Origin of the sequence: Castellaniella hirudinis (assembly GCF_042651965.1) — a bacterium.
In the GTDB taxonomy this organism is placed as follows: domain Bacteria; phylum Pseudomonadota; class Gammaproteobacteria; order Burkholderiales; family Burkholderiaceae_B; genus Castellaniella; species Castellaniella hirudinis.
In genome coordinates this window covers 266,879-287,643 of sequence record NZ_JBHSDY010000001.1, presented here as the reverse complement: position 1 = coordinate 287,643, position 20,765 = coordinate 266,879, and the positions used below count along the sequence as shown (strand labels likewise).

General features: G+C 68.1%; 15 protein-coding genes. 7 read left to right on the top strand and 8 right to left on the bottom strand.

What is annotated here, in order from left to right:
- Positions 1-8 precede the first annotated feature (8 nt).
- On the bottom strand, positions 9-1,355 hold the full coding sequence (locus ACFO0J_RS01460) for an alanine/glycine:cation symporter family protein (RefSeq protein WP_465251280.1): 1,347 nt from the start codon (positions 1,353-1,355) through the stop codon (positions 9-11).
- A gap of 270 nt (positions 1,356-1,625) precedes the next feature.
- Here ACFO0J_RS01460 and ACFO0J_RS01455 point away from each other — a divergent pair, with 270 nt between their 5' ends.
- The 4 genes from ACFO0J_RS01455 (at position 1,626) to ACFO0J_RS01440 (ending at position 5,658) form a co-directional block, all read left to right on the top strand.
- The gene (locus ACFO0J_RS01455) at positions 1,626-2,696 is read left to right on the top strand and encodes an ABC transporter substrate-binding protein (RefSeq protein ID WP_376811282.1); all 1,071 of its coding nucleotides are present in this window, start codon (positions 1,626-1,628) and stop codon (positions 2,694-2,696) included.
- A 13-nt stretch (positions 2,697-2,709) separates the two neighbouring features.
- Positions 2,710-3,549, top strand: coding sequence for an ABC transporter permease (locus ACFO0J_RS01450; RefSeq protein WP_376811281.1), 840 nt, complete (start codon positions 2,710-2,712; stop codon positions 3,547-3,549).
- Positions 3,550-3,610: 61 nt separating this feature from the next.
- A complete protein-coding gene (locus ACFO0J_RS01445; protein ID WP_376811280.1) occupies positions 3,611-4,363 on the top strand; it encodes an ABC transporter ATP-binding protein in 753 nt (250 codons plus the stop codon).
- Positions 4,360-5,658: an NnrS family protein gene (locus ACFO0J_RS01440; RefSeq protein WP_376811279.1), complete on the top strand. Its 1,299-nt coding sequence runs from the start codon at positions 4,360-4,362 to the stop codon at positions 5,656-5,658. The genes ACFO0J_RS01445 and ACFO0J_RS01440 overlap by 4 nt, the downstream gene beginning before the upstream one ends.
- Before the next feature lie 16 nt (positions 5,659-5,674).
- On the opposite strand, the gene ACFO0J_RS01435 is transcribed toward ACFO0J_RS01440, so the two are convergent.
- The 4 genes from ACFO0J_RS01435 to ACFO0J_RS01420 all read right to left on the bottom strand — a co-directional run bounded on the left by ACFO0J_RS01435 (position 5,675) and on the right by ACFO0J_RS01420 (position 12,315).
- Positions 5,675-6,436 (bottom strand): Crp/Fnr family transcriptional regulator, encoded by a 762-nt coding sequence (locus tag ACFO0J_RS01435; RefSeq protein WP_376811278.1) that lies wholly within the window; start codon positions 6,434-6,436, stop codon positions 5,675-5,677.
- Positions 6,437-6,555: 119 nt separating this feature from the next.
- Complete coding sequence (locus tag ACFO0J_RS01430) at positions 6,556-8,046, bottom strand: surface lipoprotein assembly modifier (protein WP_376811277.1); 1,491 nt, start codon at positions 8,044-8,046, stop codon at positions 6,556-6,558.
- Between the two features lie 20 nt (positions 8,047-8,066).
- Positions 8,067-8,954, bottom strand: a complete 888-nt coding sequence (locus ACFO0J_RS01425; protein ID WP_376811276.1) for a Slam-dependent surface lipoprotein — start codon at positions 8,952-8,954, stop codon at positions 8,067-8,069.
- Positions 8,955-9,030: 76 nt separating this feature from the next.
- The gene (locus ACFO0J_RS01420) at positions 9,031-12,315 is read right to left on the bottom strand and encodes a TonB-dependent receptor domain-containing protein (RefSeq protein WP_376811275.1); all 3,285 of its coding nucleotides are present in this window, start codon (positions 12,313-12,315) and stop codon (positions 9,031-9,033) included.
- 299 nt (positions 12,316-12,614) lie between these two features.
- Here ACFO0J_RS01420 and hemE point away from each other — a divergent pair, with 299 nt between their 5' ends.
- The 3 genes from hemE (at position 12,615) to ACFO0J_RS01405 (ending at position 18,549) form a co-directional block, all read left to right on the top strand.
- A complete protein-coding gene (gene hemE / locus ACFO0J_RS01415) occupies positions 12,615-13,685 on the top strand; it encodes a uroporphyrinogen decarboxylase (protein ID WP_376811274.1) in 1,071 nt (356 codons plus the stop codon).
- 495 nt (positions 13,686-14,180) lie between these two features.
- On the top strand, positions 14,181-16,328 hold the full coding sequence (locus ACFO0J_RS01410) for a primosomal protein N' (protein ID WP_376811273.1): 2,148 nt from the start codon (positions 14,181-14,183) through the stop codon (positions 16,326-16,328).
- Between the two features lie 4 nt (positions 16,329-16,332).
- The gene (locus ACFO0J_RS01405; RefSeq protein WP_376811272.1) at positions 16,333-18,549 is read left to right on the top strand and encodes a UvrD-helicase domain-containing protein; all 2,217 of its coding nucleotides are present in this window, start codon (positions 16,333-16,335) and stop codon (positions 18,547-18,549) included.
- Between the two features lie 47 nt (positions 18,550-18,596).
- On the opposite strand, the gene ACFO0J_RS01400 is transcribed toward ACFO0J_RS01405, so the two are convergent.
- From ACFO0J_RS01400 to ACFO0J_RS01390, 3 genes are all read right to left on the bottom strand, one after another.
- The gene (locus ACFO0J_RS01400; protein ID WP_376811271.1) at positions 18,597-18,824 is read right to left on the bottom strand and encodes a hypothetical protein; all 228 of its coding nucleotides are present in this window, start codon (positions 18,822-18,824) and stop codon (positions 18,597-18,599) included.
- Positions 18,825-19,046: 222 nt separating this feature from the next.
- Positions 19,047-19,778 (bottom strand): enoyl-CoA hydratase-related protein, encoded by a 732-nt coding sequence (locus tag ACFO0J_RS01395; protein WP_376811270.1) that lies wholly within the window; start codon positions 19,776-19,778, stop codon positions 19,047-19,049.
- Entirely contained in the window at positions 19,775-20,752 is a 978-nt protein-coding gene (locus ACFO0J_RS01390) for an NAD(P)H-dependent flavin oxidoreductase (RefSeq protein ID WP_376811269.1), read from the bottom strand. Before ACFO0J_RS01390 ends, ACFO0J_RS01395 begins: the two co-directional genes overlap by 4 nt.
- Between the last annotated feature and the right edge of the window lie 13 nt (positions 20,753-20,765).

Genomic DNA, 20,765 nt, shown 5'->3' with positions numbered 1-20,765 from the left:
GAGAACGATTAGTCGTTCTTCTGGAAGTAGTCGCGCGTCAGCTTGACCACCAGCGGGCTCAGCAGGATCAGCGAGATCAGGTTGGGCAGCGCCATCAGGCCGTTCAGCGTGTCGGCCAGCAGCCAGGCGAAGTCCAGTTGGCTGATGGCGCCGAACGGGATCACGGCGACCCAGACGATGCGGTAGGGGACGGTCGATTTCGTGCCCAGCAGGAATTCCCAGCACTTTTCGCCGTAGTAGCTCCAGCCCAGGATGGTGGTGAAGGCAAAGACCACCAGCGACAGGGTCAGGATGGCCCCGCCGATGCCCGGCATGGATACCTCGAAGGCGGCGGCCGACAGGGCCGCGCCGCTGGCGCCGCTGCTCCAGACGCCGGAGCACACGATGGCCAGGCCGGTGATGCTGCAGATGATGATGGTGTCGATGAAGGTGCCCATCATGCCGATCAGGCCGGATTGCACGGCGTTGTTGGTGGTGCCGGCGGCCTGGGCGATCCCGGCCGACCCCAGGCCGGCTTCGTTGGAGAAGATCCCGCGCGCCACGCCGAAGCGGATGGCGGCCATGACGGCGGCGCCCGCGAAGCCGCCGGTGGCGGCGATGGGCGTGAAGGCGTGCGTGAAGATCAGGTCCAGGGCTTCGGGGATGCGCTCGGCGTTGACGACCAGCACGACCAGGCCGGCCAGCACGTAGGCCACGCACATGAAGGGCACCAGGGACGCGGCGACCGCGCCGATGCGCTTGATGCCGCCCAGGATCACCAGGCCGATCAGGATCATCGTGACCACGCCGGTCACCCACAGCGGGATGGAGAAGGACGATTCAAGCGCCTGGGCCATGCTGTTGACCTGGACCATGTTGCCGATGCCGAACCCGGCGAAACCGCCGAAGATCGCGAACGCCACGCCCAGCCACAGCCATTTGCGGCCCAGGCCGTTCTTGATGGCGTACATGGGGCCGCCGGCGTGTTCGCCCCGGTCGTCCTTTTCACGGAAATGGACGGCCAGCACCACTTCGCAGTATTTGGTGGCCATGCCGACCAGGGCCGTGCACCACATCCAGAACAGGGCGCCCGGGCCGCCGAGGGCGATGGCGGTCGCCACCCCGGCGATGTTGCCGGTGCCGACGGTGGCGGCCAGGCAGGTCATCAGCGCCTCGAACGGGCTGATTTCGCCGGTGGCGGTGTCGCCCCGGTGACGGCCGCGCCAGATCATGGCAAAACCGGTGCCGATGCGCCGCAGCGGCATCAGCTTGAGCAGCACCATCAGGAAGAATCCGGTCCCCAGGATGAGGACCAGCATCGGCGGCCCCCAGACCAGGCCGTTGATCTGGTTGACGAGTTGATTCAGGAATTCCATGACTGACAACACCCTTGGGTATAAAAATTTCGTGAATGCTAACACCAGGGTTTTAGGTAAAACGTCTGAAATTTTCGAGTAAACAGGTAAAAGTTCTGCTGGCATGGCAAAAAGGGTAAATATCAGGGTAAACCATGACGTCTGAAAGCGGGCGCGTATCTCCGCCGGCATCCGTCCGGTGTGTGGAATCGGGCCAAAGCTTGATAATTATCATTTGCGTTTAGTGGGGTTCCTGCCGACAATCCGAAAGATTCATTCCGGCGGTTGTGCATGGCTTCCCGACTCCCTTCGTTTTTCCCCTCAGCCCCTGGCGGCCTGTCTGTCCGCGGCGCCCGGCGCCGCGCCTTGCTGGGTCTGGCGCCCGCGCTGGGGCTGCTGTCGGCCGCGCCGTCGCATGCCCAGGCGCCCGGTGCGGCCGCCGCACCGCTCGACCGGCCCCTGATCCTGTCGGGGCCGCCGGCCACGGTGTCCTACCCGCTGGTTCACATGGCGGACTCCGGCGTGCTGGCCGGCGTGGCGCCCGAGGTGCGCTTCCAACTGTGGCAGAACCCGGACCAGTTGCGCGCCTGGGCGGTGCGCGACGGTGCGGATTTCATGGCGATGCCGTCGAACGTGGCCGCCAATCTGTACAACCAGGGCGTGCCGCTGCGCCTGCTCAATGTCTCCACCTGGGGGATGCTGTGGCTGGTGACGCGAGATGAATCACGCCGCTCGCTGGAGGACTTCCGGGGCCAGGAAATCGCCATGCCGTTCCGCGCGGACATGCCCGACATCCTGTTCGGCCTGCTTGCGGCCCGGTTGAGGCTGGACCCGAAGCGGGACTTCTCGCTGCGCTACGTGCCTACGCCCTTCGACGCCATCCAGCTGCTGCTGACCCGGCGGACGGATCATGCCCTGCTGCCGGAGCCCGCCGTATCCATGGTGCTGCGCAAGAGCGAATCCTTCCCGGTGTCGGTCGTGGCGCCCACGCTGTATCGCGGCGTGGATCTGTCGCGGGCCTGGGGCGACATCCTGGGCCGCGAACCGCGCATCCCGCAGGCCGGAATCGCGGCCGTCGGGCCGCTGCGCGCGGATACGCGCCTGGTCGACCGGGTGCGGCGGGCCCACGCCGATTCGCTGGCCTGGTGTCTGGCGCACCCCGGGGAATGCGGCGAACTCGTCGCGCGGCGCATCCCCATGCTGACGCCCGAAGCCGTCGCCGATTCGATCGCGCAGGCGCGGGAACGCGTGGTGGATGCGCGCGAAGCCCGGCCGGAACTGGACTATTTCTTCAACTGCCTCTTGGACGGGCAGCCCGCGCTGGTGGGCGGACGGCTGCCGGACGATGGCTTCTATGCATAGGAACCCGCTCGACGTGACGTACGGATCCGATGCGCCCGCCAGGGGGATGGCCGCCGCGTCGCAGCGCCTGGCTGATGGCGCGGGGGCGGTTCTGGCCTATCTGTGGAGCGGCTGGGGCGCGGTGGCCAGCCTGCTGCTGTTCTGCGCGCTGTGGGAATGGGGCGGGCAGTACTATGGGCCGCTGATCCTGCCCGGGCCGCTGGCGACGTTCCAGCGGCTGGGCGAGCTGCTGGCCTCCGGCCTGGCTGCGCCGGAACTGTGGATTTCCGCCCGCCGCACGCTGACGGGGCTGGGCGCGGCGGTGCTGGCGGGCAGCGTGCTCGGCATGCTGGCCGGGCGGTCTCTGACGGCGGCGCTGGTGTCCCGCCCGCTGGTGACGCTGCTGCTGGGCATGCCGCCGATCGCCTGGCTGGTGCTGGCCATGCTGTGGTTCGGCATGGGCGATGCCACGCCGGTGTTCACCGTGGCCGTGGCCTGTTTCCCGATCGTCTTCGCCGGCGCGATGCAGGGCGCGCGCACGCTGGACGGCCAGCTCACCGACGTGGCGCGGGTCTACCGGCTGCCCTGGTGGACGACGCTGTTCGACGTGCACCTGCCGCACGTGGTGTCGTATCTGCTGCCGGCCTGGATCACGGCCCTGGGGATTTCCTGGAAGGTGGTCGTGATGGCCGAACTGCTGGCGGCTTCGGATGGCGCGGGCGCCGCACTGGCGGTGTCGCGTGCGCAGTTGGACATGGCCGGCTCGATGGGCTGGATCGTCGCGGTGCTGGGGCTGCTGCTGGCCATCGAATACCTGCTGCTGGAACCGATCAAGCGCACCATCGAACGCTGGCGCGCGGCGGACGCGGGATGAGCATGTCGCGCCGTTCCCGATTACGCACCCCTGCGTGTGCCGCGTATGGAAGGACCGCGCCATGACCGTGCTGACGATCCGCCGCCTGGGTCACCGCTACGGCCTGACCTCCGTGCTGTCGGGCGTGGACCTGGACCTGCGGGCGGGCGAGACCCTGGCGCTGGTCGGTCCCTCCGGCTGCGGCAAGAGCACGCTGCTGCATGTCGTCGCCGGCCTGCTCGAACCGTCCGAAGGCCGCGTGCGGTCGACGTTCCGGGGGATCGGCTGCGTGTTCCAGCAGCCCCGGCTGATGCCCTGGAAGCACGCTGTGGACAACATCGCCCTGGGGATGAAGGCCCTGCGCGTGCCGGCGGCGGCGCGCCGCCGCCGCGCCCTGGAATGGGCGGCGCGCATGGGCCTGGCCGCCGAGGATGGGCGCAAGTATCCCCACGAACTGTCCGGCGGCATGCAGAGCCGCGTGGCGCTGGGCCGCGCGCTGGCGGTAGCGCCCGAACTGCTGCTGCTCGACGAGCCTTTCGCTGCGCTGGACGTAGGCCTGAAGCTGGAACTCTACGCGGTGCTGCGCGAACAGGTGGAACGCGGCGGCAGCGCGGTCCTGATGATCACCCACGACCTGATGGAGGCCGTGCGGCTGGCCGACCGCATCGCCGTGATGGCCGGCGGCCCGGGCCGCGTGCTGCACGAATTCGCCGTGGAACGGCCCCAGGCCGCGCGCAGCGAGGCCTGGATCCACCGGACCACGGCCGATCTGATGGGCATGCCGCCGGTGCGCGAATGCTTCGGGCTGGCGCCGGCCCCGGAGGCCGGGACATGAGCCGCCGGGATGTGAAAAGCCAGGGCGCGGCATGGTCCGCCCATCCGCTGTGGTCCTGCGGCTTCCGGCCATTCTTCGTGCTGACGGCCGCGAGCGCCGTCGGCTTCCTGGGCGTCTGGCTGCTGATCCTGGGCGGTGCGGGCCCGTCGGGCTGGGCGCCGCCGGGCGGCGTGCTGGCGTGGCATGCACATGAGCTGGTGTTCGGCTTCGGCCTGGCGGCCGCCGCCGGTTTCCTGCTGACGGCGATCCCGGAATTCACCGGCGCCGCGCCCATTCCCGCCCGTCCGCTGGCGGGGCTGGCGACCCTGTGGCTGGCGGGCCGCGTCGCCTATGCGCTGGGCCAGTGGCTGCCGCCGGTCGCGGCCGTCGTCCTGGCGGCTGCGCCCAATCTGCTGTTCACGGCGCTGCTGCTGGGCTACCTGACTCCGGCGCTGTGGCGCGATCCGCGCCGCGCGCACCTGGGCTTCGCCTGGACGCTGGGCGGCCTGCTGCTGGCTCAGGCCGGGTTCTTCGCCGCGCTGATCGCCGGCGGCGATGGGCTGGCCTGGATCCACGGCGCCATCGATCTGACGATGATTCTGATCCTGCTGGCGGGCAGCCGGGTGTCCATGAGCGTGCTCAACGGCTACATCGAGGCCGGCCGGCCGGGCGCGCCGCCGCCGTCGGACGAATACCTGGCCCGCCCGCCGCGCCGCTATCTGGCGGTCTTCGCCATCGGGCTGTGCGGCGTAGCGCAGGCGGGTCTGGGCGGCGGCCCCGTGGCCGGCTGGACGGCGCTGGCAGCCTGCGCGGCGGTGCTCAACGTGCTGAACGACTGGCACGTCGGGCGGCCGCTGTTCACGCGCTGGGCGCTGATGCTGTACGCCTGTTTCTGGTTCATCGCCCTGGGCTACGGGGCCATGGGCCTGGCCTGGCTGCTGGACCTGGGGTCCGCGTCGGCGGGCCGCCATCTGTTGACGGCGGGGGCGATGGGCCTGTCGGTCTTCACCATCATGAGCCTGGCGGGGCGCATCCATTCGGGGCTGTGGCTGGACCGCCGGCCCTGGCTGCTGGCATCGGCCGGCGCCCTGGGGATCGCCGCCCTGGCGCGCGCCGCCGCCGGGCTGCCGGCGCTGGCGCCGTGGTACGGCACGCTGATCCTGGCGTCGGGCGCGGTCTGGGCGGGGGCTTATGCCGCCTATTTGTGGCACGCCTGGCCGGTGCTGACCGGCCCTCGCGCCGACGGGCGCGCGGGCTGCGCCGAACCCGCCGGCAAGGCGCCCAGTCCGTTCTCGGGACCGGAGTCGGGCTGCTGAGCAGGAGACGCGGTCTTCAGTGCAGCGTGCAGCAGCTGAACAGGACCTCGTCCTGCGGGGACGCGGAAGGCGGGACGCGCCGTTTCGGATCGGGCGGCGGCAGCCGGGCCTGCTTGCACAGGGCCTCCACGTCGAGCAGCACCAGTTCACGGTTGCGCCCGCCGATCAGGCCGTCGCGGCGGAAGGCGCCCAGCATGCGCGACAGGTTTTCCGGCGTCATGTTCAACTGCCGCGCCAGCACGCGATGATGGGCCGGCAGGGTCAGCCAGGCGCTGCCCTGTTCGACGGACAAGTTCACCAGGTAGGTGACGAGGCGCTGCATCGAATTGGCGATGGTCAGCAGGTCGATGCGGCCGATCGCCTGCGTCATCTGGCCGGCCACGATGCGCAGCAGCGTGCAGGAGAATTCCGGCGACCGTTGCGCCATGCCGATCAGCGGCGCGCCGTCCAGGCGGTGCAGCACGGTGCGCGCGTTGGCCTGGGCGGACACGGGGTAGCGCCGGTCGTCCGAGAACATCACGGTGGCGGCCACCAGGCAGCCGTCCTCCAGGACCTGGAAGACGCGCTCGTCGCCGTTGTAGCTGGGCAGGTACAGGGTGATGCTGCCGCTCTCGATCCAGTAGAAATGATCGGCGGGCTCGCCCAGGTGGAACAGGTGCTGGCGGGCCGACAGCACCGTGCGCCGGGCGCTGGCCGCCAAAGCGTTCAGGCCGTCGGGGTCGGCGTGGCGGAACGCGGGAAAGCTCGCGAAGGCCTTGTCCAGGAATGAGGAAGACATGATGGTCCGGGACCCGTGGGGCGTAGCGACAGGAAATTCCATTGTATTTTTAATGAGAATAATTATCAATACTATCTAAAAGGTCATCCGCCAGACATCCGGACGCGCCGGCGGCGCCATCAGAAATTCTTCCGCAGTTGCAGCGAGATCTCGTTCTGCGAGTAGCCGTAGAAGATCGAATTGCTGTGGTTGACGACGTGCTTGAAGCGCAGTTCGGGATGGACGCCCCAGACCGACAGCCGCGTCGATCCCAGGGTGGCGATGTAGAGCTGCTGTTCGTCGCGCCGCCGGACGCCCAGGAAGAAATCGCGCTCGTCGTTGCGGCTGATGCGGTAGAGGGCCAGCAGGTTGACGAAGGCGCCGGACTGCCCGAAGGCGTGGAACACACCGGCGCGCACGGCCAGGTCCTTGCCGCTTTCCGTGGGCATGGGATATTTGCGGCGGGTGAAGTCGATGCCCGCCTGCAGGCTGGTGCTGGCCGTGGGCATCCAGGCGATTCCCAGCCCGGCGGCCTTTTGCGTGTAGTCGCTGAAATAGCGGCTGTCCTGTTCTTTGTAGGCGTAGCGCTTGAGACTCGCCTGGGCCGTCAGGCGCAGGCCCGGCGTCAGTTCCCTGCTCCATTCGGCCTGCAGACCGGGGGCCTGGTAATGGGTGTGGCCGTCGCGGGCGTACAGTTCCATGAAGGGCAGCAGGCTGAATTTCTGCCGCGCGTCGGCGTACTGGTAGCCGGCGTACAGCACGTGGGTCTGCTGGCTGTAGTCCTCGATCGCGCGCCCTTCCGGGGCGGTCTCCTGGTAGAACGTTCCGTAGCTGACGGGACGCAGCAGCAGATTGTGATGGCCGGCCAGCGCGATCCGCCTGCTCAGCACCAGGTCGTAGCTGGTGAAGGACGAGGCGATCGGATCGGGCAGCTTGAGCCGCGCCAGGCACAAGGTCAGAAAATACATCGAACATTGCTCGAAACCGTTGGCCTGGTTGATGTTGTCGTTGCGGCCCCGGCCCACGGCGATGGAGCCCTGCCAGTCGCCGCGCCGGTCCACGGCGTCCACATAGCTTTGCAGCAACTGGCGGGTGTCGGGCGGCAGGCTGTTGCCGATGGCCTGTTCGAACAGGGCGCGCGATTCCCGGTCCTGGCCGTCCTCGGCGTAGGCGCGGGCCAGTTCCATCTGCGTGCGCGCGTCGCCGGGGGCGTCGTCGCGGGCGTCTTCCAGCAGGCCGATGGCCCGGCCGTAGTCGCCCTCGGCCCGCGCCGCCAGGCCGTCGGCCAGCAGGACCAGGTGCGGCTTGTGGCCCGCCAGCCGGCGGTACGAATCCGCCAGCGCGCGCGCCTCGCCCCACTGGCCCCGGTTGATGGCCACGTACAGGGCCGGTTCCAGGTCCTGCAAGGTGGGGTTGACCCGGTAGGCCCGGCCCTCGATGGTGAGCACCAGGCCCCCGGGATGCGGAGCCAGCGCCCCCGCCCCGCCGTCCCGCTGGCGGCCGATGCGACCGGCCTGGTCCAGCAGGTAGCGGGTGTCGTCCTCGTCCGCCCGGGCGGGCGGGGACGGCAGCAGGGCGCAGGCCAGGAGCAGGGCCGGCAGGAAGTGAAGCTGCGTCCAGCGGTTCGTCATCGTGCCGGTCCCGTCCCCGCTTACTGCCGCGCGCCGCCGAAGGCGACGTGATCCTGCACGGACGAGCCGCCGGTGTAGATCCCCGCCAGGGCCTCGGCCTGGGCGCCGTAGAACTGGCCGGAGATTTCAGTGCCCTTGGAGAAGGCGCCGGTGCTGGTGATGGCCGTGGCGTTGGTGCCGAAGTTCACCGCATCGCTGCCACGCGTGATGCTGCCGTTCAGGTAGCCGCCGCCGCTGCCGTAGTTGGCCGTCAGTACGCCCTGGTAGAGGCTGGGGTTTTCCGGGTTGTGCTGGTTGATGCCGATGACGTTGTACTGGGCGTTGACCAGGGTCGGCATGGCCGTGGTGGGGTTCTCACCCACGTACCACACCGTGCGGTCGGCGCTGCCCATGTTCAGGTCGGCATTGTCCGGGGCGGAATAGTTCGGTCCCTTGGGCGCCCATTCGCCGAAGTAGACCGGCGAACCGTCGACCTTGCCGATCACCAGCCCGCCGAAGTCGGGCATGAACGGCAGCGGCGGCACGATCATCTGGCGCACGCTGTTGATCGTGGTGGTGTCGCCGTTGTAGGCCACGTCGTTGCGCCATACCTGGGCGATCTGGGTGTCGCCCAGGATCAGGCCGGCCAGGAAGTTGATGTCGCTGCCTTTCAGGTAGTAGTTGCCGCTGGCGTCGGGGCCGCGGTTGATGGCGTTGTTCGACTGGGCGATGGGACCGCCGGCCAGGTCGATCGCGGCCGAACCGCCGTTGAAGATCAGGCCGGCATTGCCCGATCCGAACAGCGCCGAGGGCGCGGCCTTGACGTTGGCATCGTTGAACGAGTCGCCCAGCACGGTGGCGGCCGGGGCGTGGGAAGCGGCCAGGGCCAGGGAGGCGCCGAGGAGGGCGCGGGACAGGGATCGTTTCATATCAACTCCTTGAAGAAAACGATGGGAAGACCTGGTTTTTGGGGAAAAGCCAGGAAACCCTGGAACGTTAAAAAAACTAGAATTGCGCCCGCATGCCGACGGTGATCGTGCGGCCCGGGCCGGGGGCGGGGATCTTGGCCATGGGGTCCAGGTAATAGCGGTCGGTCAGGTTGGTGACGCCCAGGCTCAGCGTGACGTTCTTGGTGGCGCGCCATTGGGCCGAGGCGTCGAGCAGCATGACGGGATGCCAGTACAACTGGCGCATGCTGTTTTCCTTCCAGATGGACGGGCCGTAGGGGGTGTTCAGCAGGGCGTCCAGTTCCCTGTTTTCCGCCTTCGAGTGGTAGACGGCGCGCAGCGCCAGTTCCAGCCGGTTCTGCAGCAGCCGGGTGCCCAGCTCGGCGTTGATGGAATAGCGCGGCTGCAGGCTGGAGGCAGTCAGCATGTCGGGGAAGCCGCCGGTCATGCATTCCGGCATGCGGTTGTAGAAGGGGTCCAGGCCATAGGCGTAGTTCTCGTCGCACAGTTCCTGCGTGAGCCGCCAGGTGGCGCCCAGGCCGCCGAAGAACCGGCCGCTGTCGAAGCGCGACTGGAACTCGATCCCGGTGGTCTTCTTGCGGTCGAACTGGATCACGTTCAGGTAAGCATCGCGGTCGATGAAGTCCTGGATGGTGGTGTCGAAATAGCTCAGGCGCACGTCCGCCTGGCGCAGGCCCGGCAGGAACGGGGCCAAGTCCTGGGAATAGCCGATTTCCCAGTTGGTGCTGCGTTCCGGCTTGCCGGCGCCGTGGCCCAGGTAATAGGTGTTGCCCAGGCCGACCGAGGTGGAGGCGATCTCGAAGATGCTGGGAAAGCGCGTCATCTGCGCGTAGCGGGCATAGACGCTGGCGGTGTCGGTCAGGCGCGCCGTGGCGGAAAAGACCGGTGACCAGGCGTGGCCGTACTGCCGCTTGGGCGGCGCCCATTCCTGCCCGGCGGAGGGGGTGGCGTAGACGGTAGAAGTGCCAACCGGAACGATTTCCTTATGCTGTCCATTCAGGCCCTGGGGATTGGTCACCGTGCCGGAGGGGTCGATGCTGCCGTTGGCGAAGGGGCTTTGCGAGGCGTCGGTCTTCCCGTTCACCACAGGGACGACAGTTTTTTTCTTCCAGTACAGCGCTTGGGTGTTGATGCCGTTCTCATAGATGTTCGTGACACCCTCGCCATGGGCTGATGAATAGGTATCAAAGGCGGCTTGGGCAGCCTGCAAAGACGCCATGGCGGGCGTCGTGATGCCGTTGAGGAGGAGTTGGTCCCAGTCCGCCTGGACGACATTGGCGCCAGCGGCAATTTGCGTGGCGCGCAGGGTATTCCACTGGGCGAATTCGGCATTCGTCATCAACTGGCCGTATTCCAGCGCCATCCCGGTCCGTTGTCCGGTGATCTGCGATCCCGCCATCCGGTTTGCACGCCGTTCGGCCAGGCCGTCGTCAAAGGCCGAGTACTCGTTGTAGCGGGTGCCGGCGGTCAGGGTGAGCCAGTCCGTGGGCCGCCATTCCAGGTTCATGGTGGCCGCCCATTCCCGGCGGGTGCCGGAACGCGGGCCGAACTTGATGGTGGATTCGGCCAGGGCGGCGCCGCCGACGCCGATGCCGCCGGTCAGGTCCAGATTGACGACGCGCTCGTCCAGCTTTTCGTGCTGCAGTTCGCCGCCGACGGTCAGGCGCAGCCGGTCGGCCAGGGTGAAGCGGTTGCTGAAATCGAAGCCCTTGCGGTCGTGGCTGGTCCACTGCGCGCTGCCGGCGAAGATGCGGCCGTCGTGGTCGGGTTCGACGGGCGCGGTGCCTCCCAGGGCGGGGTTCAGGGCCGGGTTGGTGAAGCAGGTGAAATTGAGCGCGCCGCTGGGCAGGGTCGGGTTGGCGAACGGGTTGCCCCGGCACACGTCCCAGTCGGCCTTGAGGATCTGGTAGGCGTCCAGCGCGCCGCTGCGGGGGATGTAATAGGCGGCGCTGCCGCTCTGGTGGCGCTCGCTGTCGGTCTTGGTCATCCAGAGATGGGCTTCCAGGTCGACCACGCGCGAGCCTTCCGGCTTCCATTCGTAGTCGAGCTTGTACGTGTCCAGCCGGACGTTGGAGCGGGGATATTCGGCGACGAGCTGGCCGGGCAGGCCCTGCGGGGATTTGGCCAACTCTTCGGAGATGCCCATCATCATGATCGACTGGCCGGTGGAGGTCTCCGCGAAATCCAGGTCGGTGCGCATGAAGCTCAGGCCGATCTGCTGGTCGTGCGGCAGGTACCAGCGGTTCTTGAGCAGCAGGGTCTCGGTCTTGCTGGCCGTGCTCAGCACCTCGTTGCCCGGATGGTAGAGCTTGGTCAGGTTGGGAAAGTAGGCCGAAGTGTCCTTGGCGTAGGCGTCGTTGTCGGTGTAGGCGTCGGCGCCGTTCTTGCCGGCGAAATAATTGCCCCGCTTGCGGTAGCTATAGGCCAGCAGGGCGTCGGTGTGGTCGTTGCGCCCCGCGATGGCGAACATGAAGCTCTTGTCCTGGAAATTCATGGCGTCCCCGGCGCCGCGGTCGCGCGGCACGGGCTGGGGGATGTTGACCGCGTAGTCCGAGCCCAGCGTTGCGCCCGGAATGTCGCGGTAGTCTTTGCCGAAATAGCTGTTGGCATCGACGGCGGGGGCGATGGTGTTGCCGGAGGTCTCCAGCTTGACTTCCAGGCCCAGGCTGTCGCCCTCGGGGATGATGTCGGATGGATTGATGGTGCGCACGTTCACCGCGCCGCCGATGCCGCTCTTGAGGCCCCGGCTCAGCGACGGGCCTTTTTCCACCTCGATGCTGCGGAACAGGGCGGGGTCCACGTAATTGCGATTGCCCGCGCCGTAGACCTGCAGCCAGACGTTGACGGACTGCTCGGTGCCGTCCACCGTCAGCGGCACCCGGCCTTCGCCCGACAGGCCGCGGATGTTCGGGGTGATCGACGAGCCGTTGCGCGAGTCCATGCTGTAGACGCCGTTCATGCCCTTGAACACGTCGGCCGGGTTGGTGATCTGGTAACGGTTCAGTTCCTTGCGGTCGGTGTACAGATTGGTGACGTTCTTGAGGTACACGTTTTCATGTCCCTGGGCGTCCGGGTCCCGGATGCCCCGGACGCGGACCGGCGCGAGCGCCTTGACGGCGGTGTCGCCCCCGGTCGCCTGGTTCGAGGGTTCCGTCGTGCTTTGAAGGGGGGAAGCGGTTTGCGGCGCGGCGCTGTCCGGCGGGGCGGCCTGTGCGTAAGCCGGGGTGGTCGCGCCGGCCGCGAGGCTCAGGGCGGCGGCGAACACGGTCAGGGCGATCGGCCCGGCGGTTGGCCGGGTGGTCGCGGTTTCCTCGAAGAGCATGATGATGGCCACGGAAAAAGGACGGAAGGATGCCGCCGGCGGGATTGGCGGACGGCTTTCGGGCGTACCTTACGGGGGTGGCGATCTAAATGAGAATGATAATTATCAAGTGTGGTTTTCCCGGATTCGGGATGCGCCAACAGGAAACCGGCATGGGTTCGCGGGCGGGGATGGCCATTCCCGGCCCGGATTCCCCAGGCCGGGTAAAATCCCGGCAACGTCCCCGCACGGACGATTTCCCGGATCCGTGGTGAGACACCCGCACCATCGGATCCTGTGCCGTTCTCTTAGGATCTGCTGTGCCCGAACTGAAAAACGACACCTTCCTGCGCGCCCTGATGCGCCAGCCCGTGGCCTACACCCCGATGTGGATGATGCGCCAGGCCGGGCGCTACCTGCCTGAATACAACCAGACCCGGGCGCGGGCCGGTTCCTTCATGGGGCTGGCCCAGAATCCGGAATACGCCTGTGAGGTCACGCTGCAGCCGCTGCGGCGTTTCGACCTGGATGCGGCCATCCTGTTTTCCGACATTCTGACGGTGCCCGACGCGATGGGGCTGGGCCTGCAGTTCGTCGCCGGCGAAGGGCCGCGATTCGATCGTCCCCTGCGCGACGAGGCCGCCATCCAGGCCCTGCAGGTCCCCGACCTGGACCGCTTGCAGTATGTATTCGACGCGGTGTCGCTGATCCGCCGCGAACTGAACGGTTCGGTGCCGTTGATCGGATTTTCCGGCAGCCCCTGGACCCTGGCCTGTTATATGGTCGAAGGGGCCGGCAGTTCCGACTACCGCCAGATCAAGACGCTGCTGTACCAGCGCCCCGATCTGCTGCACCGCATCCTGTCGATCAATGCCCAGGCGGTCCAGGCCTACCTGAACGCCCAGATCCAGGCGGGCGCCCAGGCCGTCATGGTGTTCGACAGTTGGGGCGGGGTGCTGGCCGACGGCCTGTTCCAGCAGTTTTCCCTGGCCTACACGCGCCAGGTGCTGGATGGCCTGATCCGCGAACACGACGGCCGCCGCGTGCCTGTCATCGTCTTTACCAAGGGCGGGGGGCAGTGGATCGAGGACGTCGCCGCCACGGGCTGTGATGCCGTGGGCCTGGACTGGACGGCCAATCTGGCGGCCGCCCGGCGCCGGGTCGGCGACCAGGTCGCCCTGCAGGGCAATCTGGATCCCATGACCCTGTTCGGCGGCGAGGCCGCGATCCGCGCCGAGGTCCGGCGGGTGCTGGCCGACTTCGGCACGGTGGGCGCCGGCGGCCACGTCTTCAATCTGGGCCACGGGATTTCTCAGTACACCCCGCCGGAGGCTGTTTCGGTCCTGGTGGACGAGGTCCATGCCGCCAGCCGCGCGTATCATGCAGTTTGATGTTCGTCCTCTTTGGGGGATGAGTCCAGGCACGGCGTAGTCCTTGCGGACGATTCCGTGCCTGGCGAATCCGGGCCGCTTGCAAGCGAGGTGGAGGGATGCTCCGGCTTGAGGCTGGTCCCTGCGGACTGTCCGGTGTCACAGGGATCCGGGCGGCATGCAAGCCACGAGGTGGACGCAATAGGGTCTTTTCCATTGGCCGAACGCCGGAAAGCAGTGCGGGATGGCCTGTTTGACGTCGAGAACACCGCATGATGCGCGCTTCGGACGTTGTGCTTATGCACAAAAAAATTCCGAGTCAGGGTTTACGCGCATCATTGCAGAATAATTCTGGCTATCGTCTATAAGCTGTTGTTTTTATTATATAAACAAGCCTTTGTCACAAATCCTTAAAGCACTTGACCATTGGAGCGGCTTGACGTTGACTCCTTTGCCCGGTGATTCTCCACAAAGTTATCCACAGGCTGGGCGCGGCAGGGCGGCGGCGGAGCTGTCATGCCGCTGAAACGCCCGGCGGGTGCGGTTTCCGGGGAAACGGTCTATCTGGCCGTGGCCTTGGACGTGCCCCTGCCAGGCCTGTTCGATTATTCCCATGACCGGCCCGTGGCGCCCGGGGTGCGCGTGCGGGTGATGTTCGGCCGCCGGGCCATGGTGGGCATGGTGTGGGCGGTGCGCGACGTGCCGGGTGTGGCGGCGGACCGGGTGCGGCCGATCGAGGCTGTGCTGGATGACTTGCCGCCCATGCCGGCCGACTGGCTGCGCATGGCGGAATTCGCGGCGCACTATTACCACCGGCCCCTGGGCGAAGTCCTGCTGCCGGTGTTGCCGCCGTCGCTGCGCAAGCCCGCCGCCTATACCGGCGCGCGGTCGGCCGGCGGGCCGGTGTGCCGGGCGGACCGCAGGCCCGGGGCCTCACGTGCGGTCCGCAAGCGCGCTGCCCTGGAAACGCCGGTGGATGGAGACGCCGGGACGGATGCCGCCGAAGTCGCGCCGCCGACCGGCAACCCGGCATCCGCCGAGGACGGCCCGACTCTCACCGACGCCCAGGTCCGCGTCCTGGCAGGCCTGCGCGACCTGTTGGCGGCCGGCAGCGGCGTGGCGCTGCTGCATGGCGTGACCGGCAGCGGCAAGACCGAACTCTATCTGCGCCTGGCGCAGGACGTGCTGGCGGCGGGGCGGCAGGTGCTGCTGCTGGTGCCGGAAATCAATCTGACGCCGCAACTGGAGCACAGCGTGCGCGCGCGCCTGGGCGACCGGCTGGCCGTGATCCACAGCCGCCTGTCCGAGGGCGACCGCCTGCGCGCCTGGCTGCGGGCGTCGCGCGGCCAGGCCGACATCCTGCTGGGGACCCGCCTGGCCCTGTTCACGCCCCTGCCGCGCCTGGGCCTGATCGTGGTCGACGAGGAACACGACGCGTCCTATAAGCAGCAGGACGGCCTGCGCTATTCGGCGCGGGATCTGGCCGTGTGGCGCGGCCACGACCTGGGCATCCCGGTGGTGCTGGGTTCGGCCACCCCGTCCCTGGAAACCTGGCGCCACGCGCAGGAAGGCAATTACCGGCTGTTGTCGCTGCCGGATCGCGCCCAGGCCCAGCCTTTGCCGGAGATCCGCCTGGTGGACACGCGCCGCGCCCGGCTGGAGCAGGGCTTCACCCCCCAATTGCTGGACGCGCTGGACGCGCGGCTGGCGCAGGGCGGGCAAAGCCTGGTGTTCATCAACCGGCGCGGTTACGCGCCAGTGCTGCGCTGCGCGTCCTGCGCCTGGGTCAGCCAGTGCCGGCGCTGCACGGCGCACATGGTGCTGCATCGCATGGGCAGCCGGCACGTGCTGCAATGCCACCACTGCGGCGATGCCATGCCGGTGCCGCGCGCCTGCCCCGACTGCGGCGACCCCGACATCCAGCCCATGGGGCGGGGCACGCAGCGGGTCGAGGAATTCCTGGCGGAACGGTTTCCCGGCGCGCGCATCCTGCGCATCGACGCCGATGCCACCCGCCTCAAGGGCAGCGCCGAAGCCCTGTTCGCCCGGGCGCACGCCGGCGAGGCCGACATCCTGGTCGGCACGCAGATGGTGTCCAAGGGGCACGATTTCGCGCGCCTGGGGCTGGTGGGTGTGCTGAATGCCGACGCCATGCTGTTTTCCCAGGATTTCCGCGCACCGGAGCGGTTGTTCGCGCAACTGATGCAGGTAGCGGGCCGCGCCGGCCGGCGCCAGGGCGGCGCCCAGGTCATCGTGCAGACCGACTATCCCGAGCAGGCGATCTACCAGGCGCTGTTGCAGCACGACTATGTGCGTTTCGCCGCCTATGCCCTGGAAGAACGCCGCGATCTCGGCTTGCCGCCGTTTTCCAGCCAGGCCTTGCTGACGGCGCAGGCGGTCCGGGTGCGTGACGCGCTGGACTTCCTGGAGGCCGCGCGCGCCCTGGCGCAATCCCTGCCTGAGTCCGCCGGCGTGCGGATTCATGATCCCGTGCCGCTGCGCATCGTGCGCGTGGCGCGGGTCGAACGCGCCCAGCTCCTGTTCGAGTCGGACGGGCGCGGCGCGCTGCACCGGCTGCTGCGGGCGCTGCTGCCCTGCCTGGACGAGGCGGCCCGGGGCGCCGTCCAGCATTGGGGGATCGAGATCGATCCCCAGGAGATCTGAGGTGATGGAAGGCCTGGACGCCCTGAACGCCCGCCAGCGCGAGGCCGTGCTCTATCTGGACGGCCCGTGCCTGGTGCTGGCCGGCGCGGGCAGCGGCAAGACCCGCGTCATCACCCAGAAAATGGCCTATCTGCTGCGCGAGTGCGGCTACCAGGCCCGCCACATCGTGGCGCTGACCTTTACCAACAAGGCGGCGCGCGAAATGAACGAGCGGGTCCGCACCCTGGTCGATCCCCGGCTGCTGCGCGGGCTGACGGTAGGAACCTTCCATTCTCTGGGACTGCGGTTTCTGCGTGAGGAATACGCCGGCGCGGGGCTGAAGCGCGGCTTCTCGATCCTGGACGCGACCGATGCCCAGGGCATCGTCCAGGAACTGCTGGCCACCACCGATCGCGCCCGCCTGCGGGCCGTGCAGCAGACGATTTCCCTGTGGAAGAACGCCCTGCTGGACCCGGATGGGGCGGCGCGGGTCGCCCAGGGGCCCGACGAGGCCGAGGCGGTGCGCGTCTACCGCAGCTACGAGGCGACCTTGAAAGCCTATCAGTCGGTGGATTTCGATGACCTGATCCGTTTGCCCGCGCAGATGCTGGCGTCCGACGAGGCCCTGCGCGCGCGTTGGCAGGCGCGGGTCCAGTATCTGCTGGTGGACGAATACCAGGACACCAACGTCTGCCAGTATCAATTGGTGCGGATGCTGTGCGGGGACCGGGCCATGTTCACGGCGGTGGGCGACGACGATCAGGCGATCTACGCCTGGCGCGGCGCCACGGTGGAAAACCTGGCCCAGCTCTCGCGCGACTACCCGGCGCTGCGGCTGATCAAGCTGGAACAGAACTACCGCTCCGTCCAGCGCATCCTGGAGGCGGCCAACCAGGTGATCGGCCACAATCCCAAGACCTTCGACAAGACCTTGTGGTCGGAATTGGGGGCGGGGGAGCCCATCGTGGTCACGCCCATGGATTCCGACCTGGCCGAAGCCGAGTCCATCGCCATGCGCCTGTCGGCGGCGCGCTTCGAGCGTCAGGCCCAGTGGAAGGATTTCGCCGTGCTGTACCGGGGCAATCACCAGGCCCGCATCATGGAACAGGCCCTGCGCACGCTGCGGATTCCCTATACCGTGTCGGGCGGGCAGAGCTTCTTCGACAAGGCCGAGATCCGCGACGTGCTGGCCTGGCTGCGGCTGATCGCCAACGAGGACGAGGACCCGGCCTTCATCCGCGCCGCGACCACGCCCCGGCGCGGCATTGGCCAGGGCACGCTGCAAGCCCTGGGGACGGAGGCCGCCCGGCGCGGCGTGTCGCTGTACGCGGTGGCGGCTGACGTGTCCGAGGCGGTCCTGCCGGCCGGCCGGCAGCGCGAGGCCGTGCATCAGTTCGTCCGGCTGGTGGATCATTTCCAGGCGCGCGCGGCGCGGCGCGGCGGCGCGGTGCCGCCCTTGCCGGGCGCGGATGTGCAGGGCGATCTGCTGGCCTTCGATCCGGATCCGCCCGCATTTGACGCGGATCCGCCGGCTTTCGATGCGGACCTGGCGACCCTCCCGTCAGCCGCCTTGCAGGCGGCCCGGCCCGGAGCGCCGGCCGGCCTGGCGGGCGCGGCCGTGGGCATCGACGGCCTGCGCGGTGATGATGCCGGGCGCGTGCTGGACGACCTGCTGGCCGCCATGGGGTATGAGCGCCACCTGTACGACACACTGGACGAACGCCAGGCCCTGGCCCGCTGGACCAATGTGCTGGAGTTGCTGGATTGGCTCAAGCGCAAGGCGGACGAGGACGATATGACGCTGCTGGAACTGGTCCAGCACGTCGCGCTGGTCACCATGCTGGAACGTGCCGATGACGAGGAGCCCGACGCGGTCAAGCTGTCCACCCTGCACGCGTCCAAGGGGCTGGAATATCCCCACGTCTACCTGATCGGGGTCGAGGAAGGCCTGTTGCCGCACCGGGGCGGCGACGACGAGGGCGATGTCAGCGAGGCCGCCGTTGCGGCCCGGGCGCGCCGCATCGAGGAAGAACGCCGCCTGATGTACGTCGGCATCACGCGCGCGCAGCGCACGCTGCGGGTCAGTTGGTGCCGCAAGCGGCGGCGCGGGCGCGAGGACACGATCTGCGAGCCCTCGCGTTTCATTGCCGAAATGGGCCTGCAGGCAGAAGTGCCGCGTCCTGTCGGCGATACCGATCCCGACCGGACGCTGGACCGGTTGAAGGCGCTGTTGAAACGGTAATCAGTCCGCAGGGACTGCCCGGCGTCCGGGTTCACCTTGCAGATGGATTACCAGGGCGCGCGGGTGTAATCCATGGCGCGCGCGCGGGCTTCGGCCTGGGCGTTGATCGCGTCGGCGATGAAGCGGCCGGTGGCGGTGACGGCGCGACCCAGCGTACGGCCCAGTCGGCGAGCGATCTTGCTCAGCGACAGGGGCTGCGAGGCGTTCAGGATGGATTGGCTGTAGGCGCGTTCGAGGGCGTCGGACAGCAGATTCGGGGTTTGCGTAGCGTACATGACTGACTCCTGTTTCAGAAGCTGTAAGTTTCAATAGAGTCAGTATAGGGTAAACCCTAGGCGAAAGATAGGGGAAAACCCTAATCTTGTGCAAGGGGGTGAAACCAGTCCCGATTCTTGATGGAAAAACAACAGATCAGGATGAGTCCAGGCGCCGAGCAGTCCCTGCGGACTGCTCGGCGCCTGACGAATCGGAGCGCCTTGCAAGGCGCGAGGAATTGCTTAGTGCTTCCGAGCGAAGAACTTCTGAAAAGCCGCTTGGGCCTCGGGCGACTTCAGGCGCTCAAAGAACACCGCCGCCTCTGTGTCCAGGACGCGATGGACCTCGGCGCGGCCGGGCTCGCGCAGCAGGCGCTTGCTGGCGCGCACGGCCGGGCCCGGCTGGGCGGCCAGCGACTGGGCGCAGGCGCGCGCTGCGGCGAGCGGATCGTCCGCTACGGCGCTCAGCACCTGGCCGGCCAGTGCGTCTTCGGCCCCGAACGGCTCCGCACCCAGCAGCCACCGGGCGGCCCGGCGCTCACCCGCGAGGCGGGGCAGCAGCAGGCTGGAGGCGCCTTCCGGGCACAGACCCAGGGACACGAAAGGCAGGCGGAACACTGCGTCGGGGGCGGCGTAGACGAAGTCGCAGTGCAGCAGCAGCGTGACTCCCACGCCCACCGCCTGGCCCCGCACCGCCGCGATCACCGGCACGTCCACGGACGCCAGCGTGTGCAGGAAGGCGATCGAGCCCACGTCGCGGCTGTCCTGCGGCATCTGGAATTCCGCCAGATCGTTGCCGGCGGTGAAATGCCCGCCCGCGCCGTGCAGGATCACGGCTGCGCAGGCAGGGTCTGCGTCGGCCTCGCGCAGGGCGCGTTCGATGTCGCGGTACATGGCGTCGGTCAGGGCGTTGCGCCGTTCCGCCCGGTCGATCAGGATCTCCAGGACGGCCCCTTGGCGTTCGATGCGGATCATGCGCGGACCTCCTCGACGAAGCCGTCGCGCAGCGCCTGGGCGGCCTCGCGGTATTCGTCGCGCAGTCGGGCGACGATGTCGGCGGTGGGTTGCACGGCGTCGATATTGCCCACGCCCTGGCCGGCGCCCCAGATGTCGCGCCAGGCCTTCTTGTTGTCGCTGCCGAAGTTCGTGCCCTGGGCGGCCGGCAGATTGTCGGGGTCCAGGCCGATGGCGCGCACGCAAGGCTTCAGGTAGTTGCCCGGGATGCCGGTGAAGTAGGGGGTGTAGACGATGTCGGCGGCGGCCGTGTCGACGATCATCTGCTTGTACTCGGGCTGGGCATTGGCTTCTGCGCTGGCGATGAAGCGCGTGCCGACATAGGCGAAGTCGGCGCCCATGGCGCGCGCGGCCAGGATGTCCTGCCCCCGGCTGATCGCGCCCGACAGGCAGATCGGGCCGTCGAAGATGCGCCGGACTTCACCCAGCAGGGCAAAGGGCGACAGCGTGCCCGCATGGCCGCCGGCCCCCGCGCACACCAGGATCAGGCCGTCGACACCGGCCTCCAGCGCCTTTTGCGCATGGCGCAGCGTGGTCACGTCGTGGAAGACCTTGCCGCCCCAACTGTGGACCGCGTCCACCACCTGATTGGGCGCGCGCAGGCTGGTGATGATCAGCGGCACGCGGTGTTCGGCGCAGACCTCCAGATCGTGCTGCAGCCGGTCGTTGGACTGGTGGATGATGTGGTTGATCGCGTAGGGCGGAATTGGCCGGTCCGGATCCGCGGCGCGCAGGGCCGCCAGGCTGGTTTCGATCTGCGTCAGCCATTCGCCCAGCTTTTCCTGGGGGCGCGCGTTGAGCGCCGGCATCGAACCGATGATGCCGCTGGCGCACTGGGCGACCACCAGCTCCGGGTTCGAAACGATGAACATGGGCGCCGCCATGACGGGCAGCGTCATGGACTGGTGCAGCGACGTGACGAGGGGGTGAGGCATGAGGATTTGTCTC

Bases quoted from the DNA above. Each gene is read 5' to 3' on its own strand.
- ACFO0J_RS01460 (WP_465251280.1), bottom strand. From the start codon at position 1,355: ATGGAATTCCTGAATCAACTCGTCAACCAGATCAACGGCCTGGTCTGG.
- ACFO0J_RS01455 (WP_376811282.1), top strand. From the start codon at position 1,626: ATGGCTTCCCGACTCCCTTCGTTTTTCCCCTCAGCCCCTGGCGGCCTG.
- ACFO0J_RS01445 (WP_376811280.1), top strand. From the start codon at position 3,611: ATGACCGTGCTGACGATCCGCCGCCTGGGTCACCGCTACGGCCTGACC.
- ACFO0J_RS01440 (WP_376811279.1), top strand. From the start codon at position 4,360: ATGAGCCGCCGGGATGTGAAAAGCCAGGGCGCGGCATGGTCCGCCCAT.
- ACFO0J_RS01435 (WP_376811278.1), bottom strand. From the start codon at position 6,436: ATGTCTTCCTCATTCCTGGACAAGGCCTTCGCGAGCTTTCCCGCGTTC.
- ACFO0J_RS01430 (WP_376811277.1), bottom strand. From the start codon at position 8,046: ATGACGAACCGCTGGACGCAGCTTCACTTCCTGCCGGCCCTGCTCCTG.
- ACFO0J_RS01425 (WP_376811276.1), bottom strand. From the start codon at position 8,954: ATGAAACGATCCCTGTCCCGCGCCCTCCTCGGCGCCTCCCTGGCCCTG.
- ACFO0J_RS01420 (WP_376811275.1), bottom strand. From the start codon at position 12,315: ATGCTCTTCGAGGAAACCGCGACCACCCGGCCAACCGCCGGGCCGATC.
- ACFO0J_RS01410 (WP_376811273.1), top strand. From the start codon at position 14,181: ATGCCGCTGAAACGCCCGGCGGGTGCGGTTTCCGGGGAAACGGTCTAT.
- ACFO0J_RS01405 (WP_376811272.1), top strand. From the start codon at position 16,333: ATGGAAGGCCTGGACGCCCTGAACGCCCGCCAGCGCGAGGCCGTGCTC.
- ACFO0J_RS01400 (WP_376811271.1), bottom strand. From the start codon at position 18,824: ATGTACGCTACGCAAACCCCGAATCTGCTGTCCGACGCCCTCGAACGC.
- ACFO0J_RS01395 (WP_376811270.1), bottom strand. From the start codon at position 19,778: ATGATCCGCATCGAACGCCAAGGGGCCGTCCTGGAGATCCTGATCGAC.
- ACFO0J_RS01390 (WP_376811269.1), bottom strand. From the start codon at position 20,752: ATGCCTCACCCCCTCGTCACGTCGCTGCACCAGTCCATGACGCTGCCC.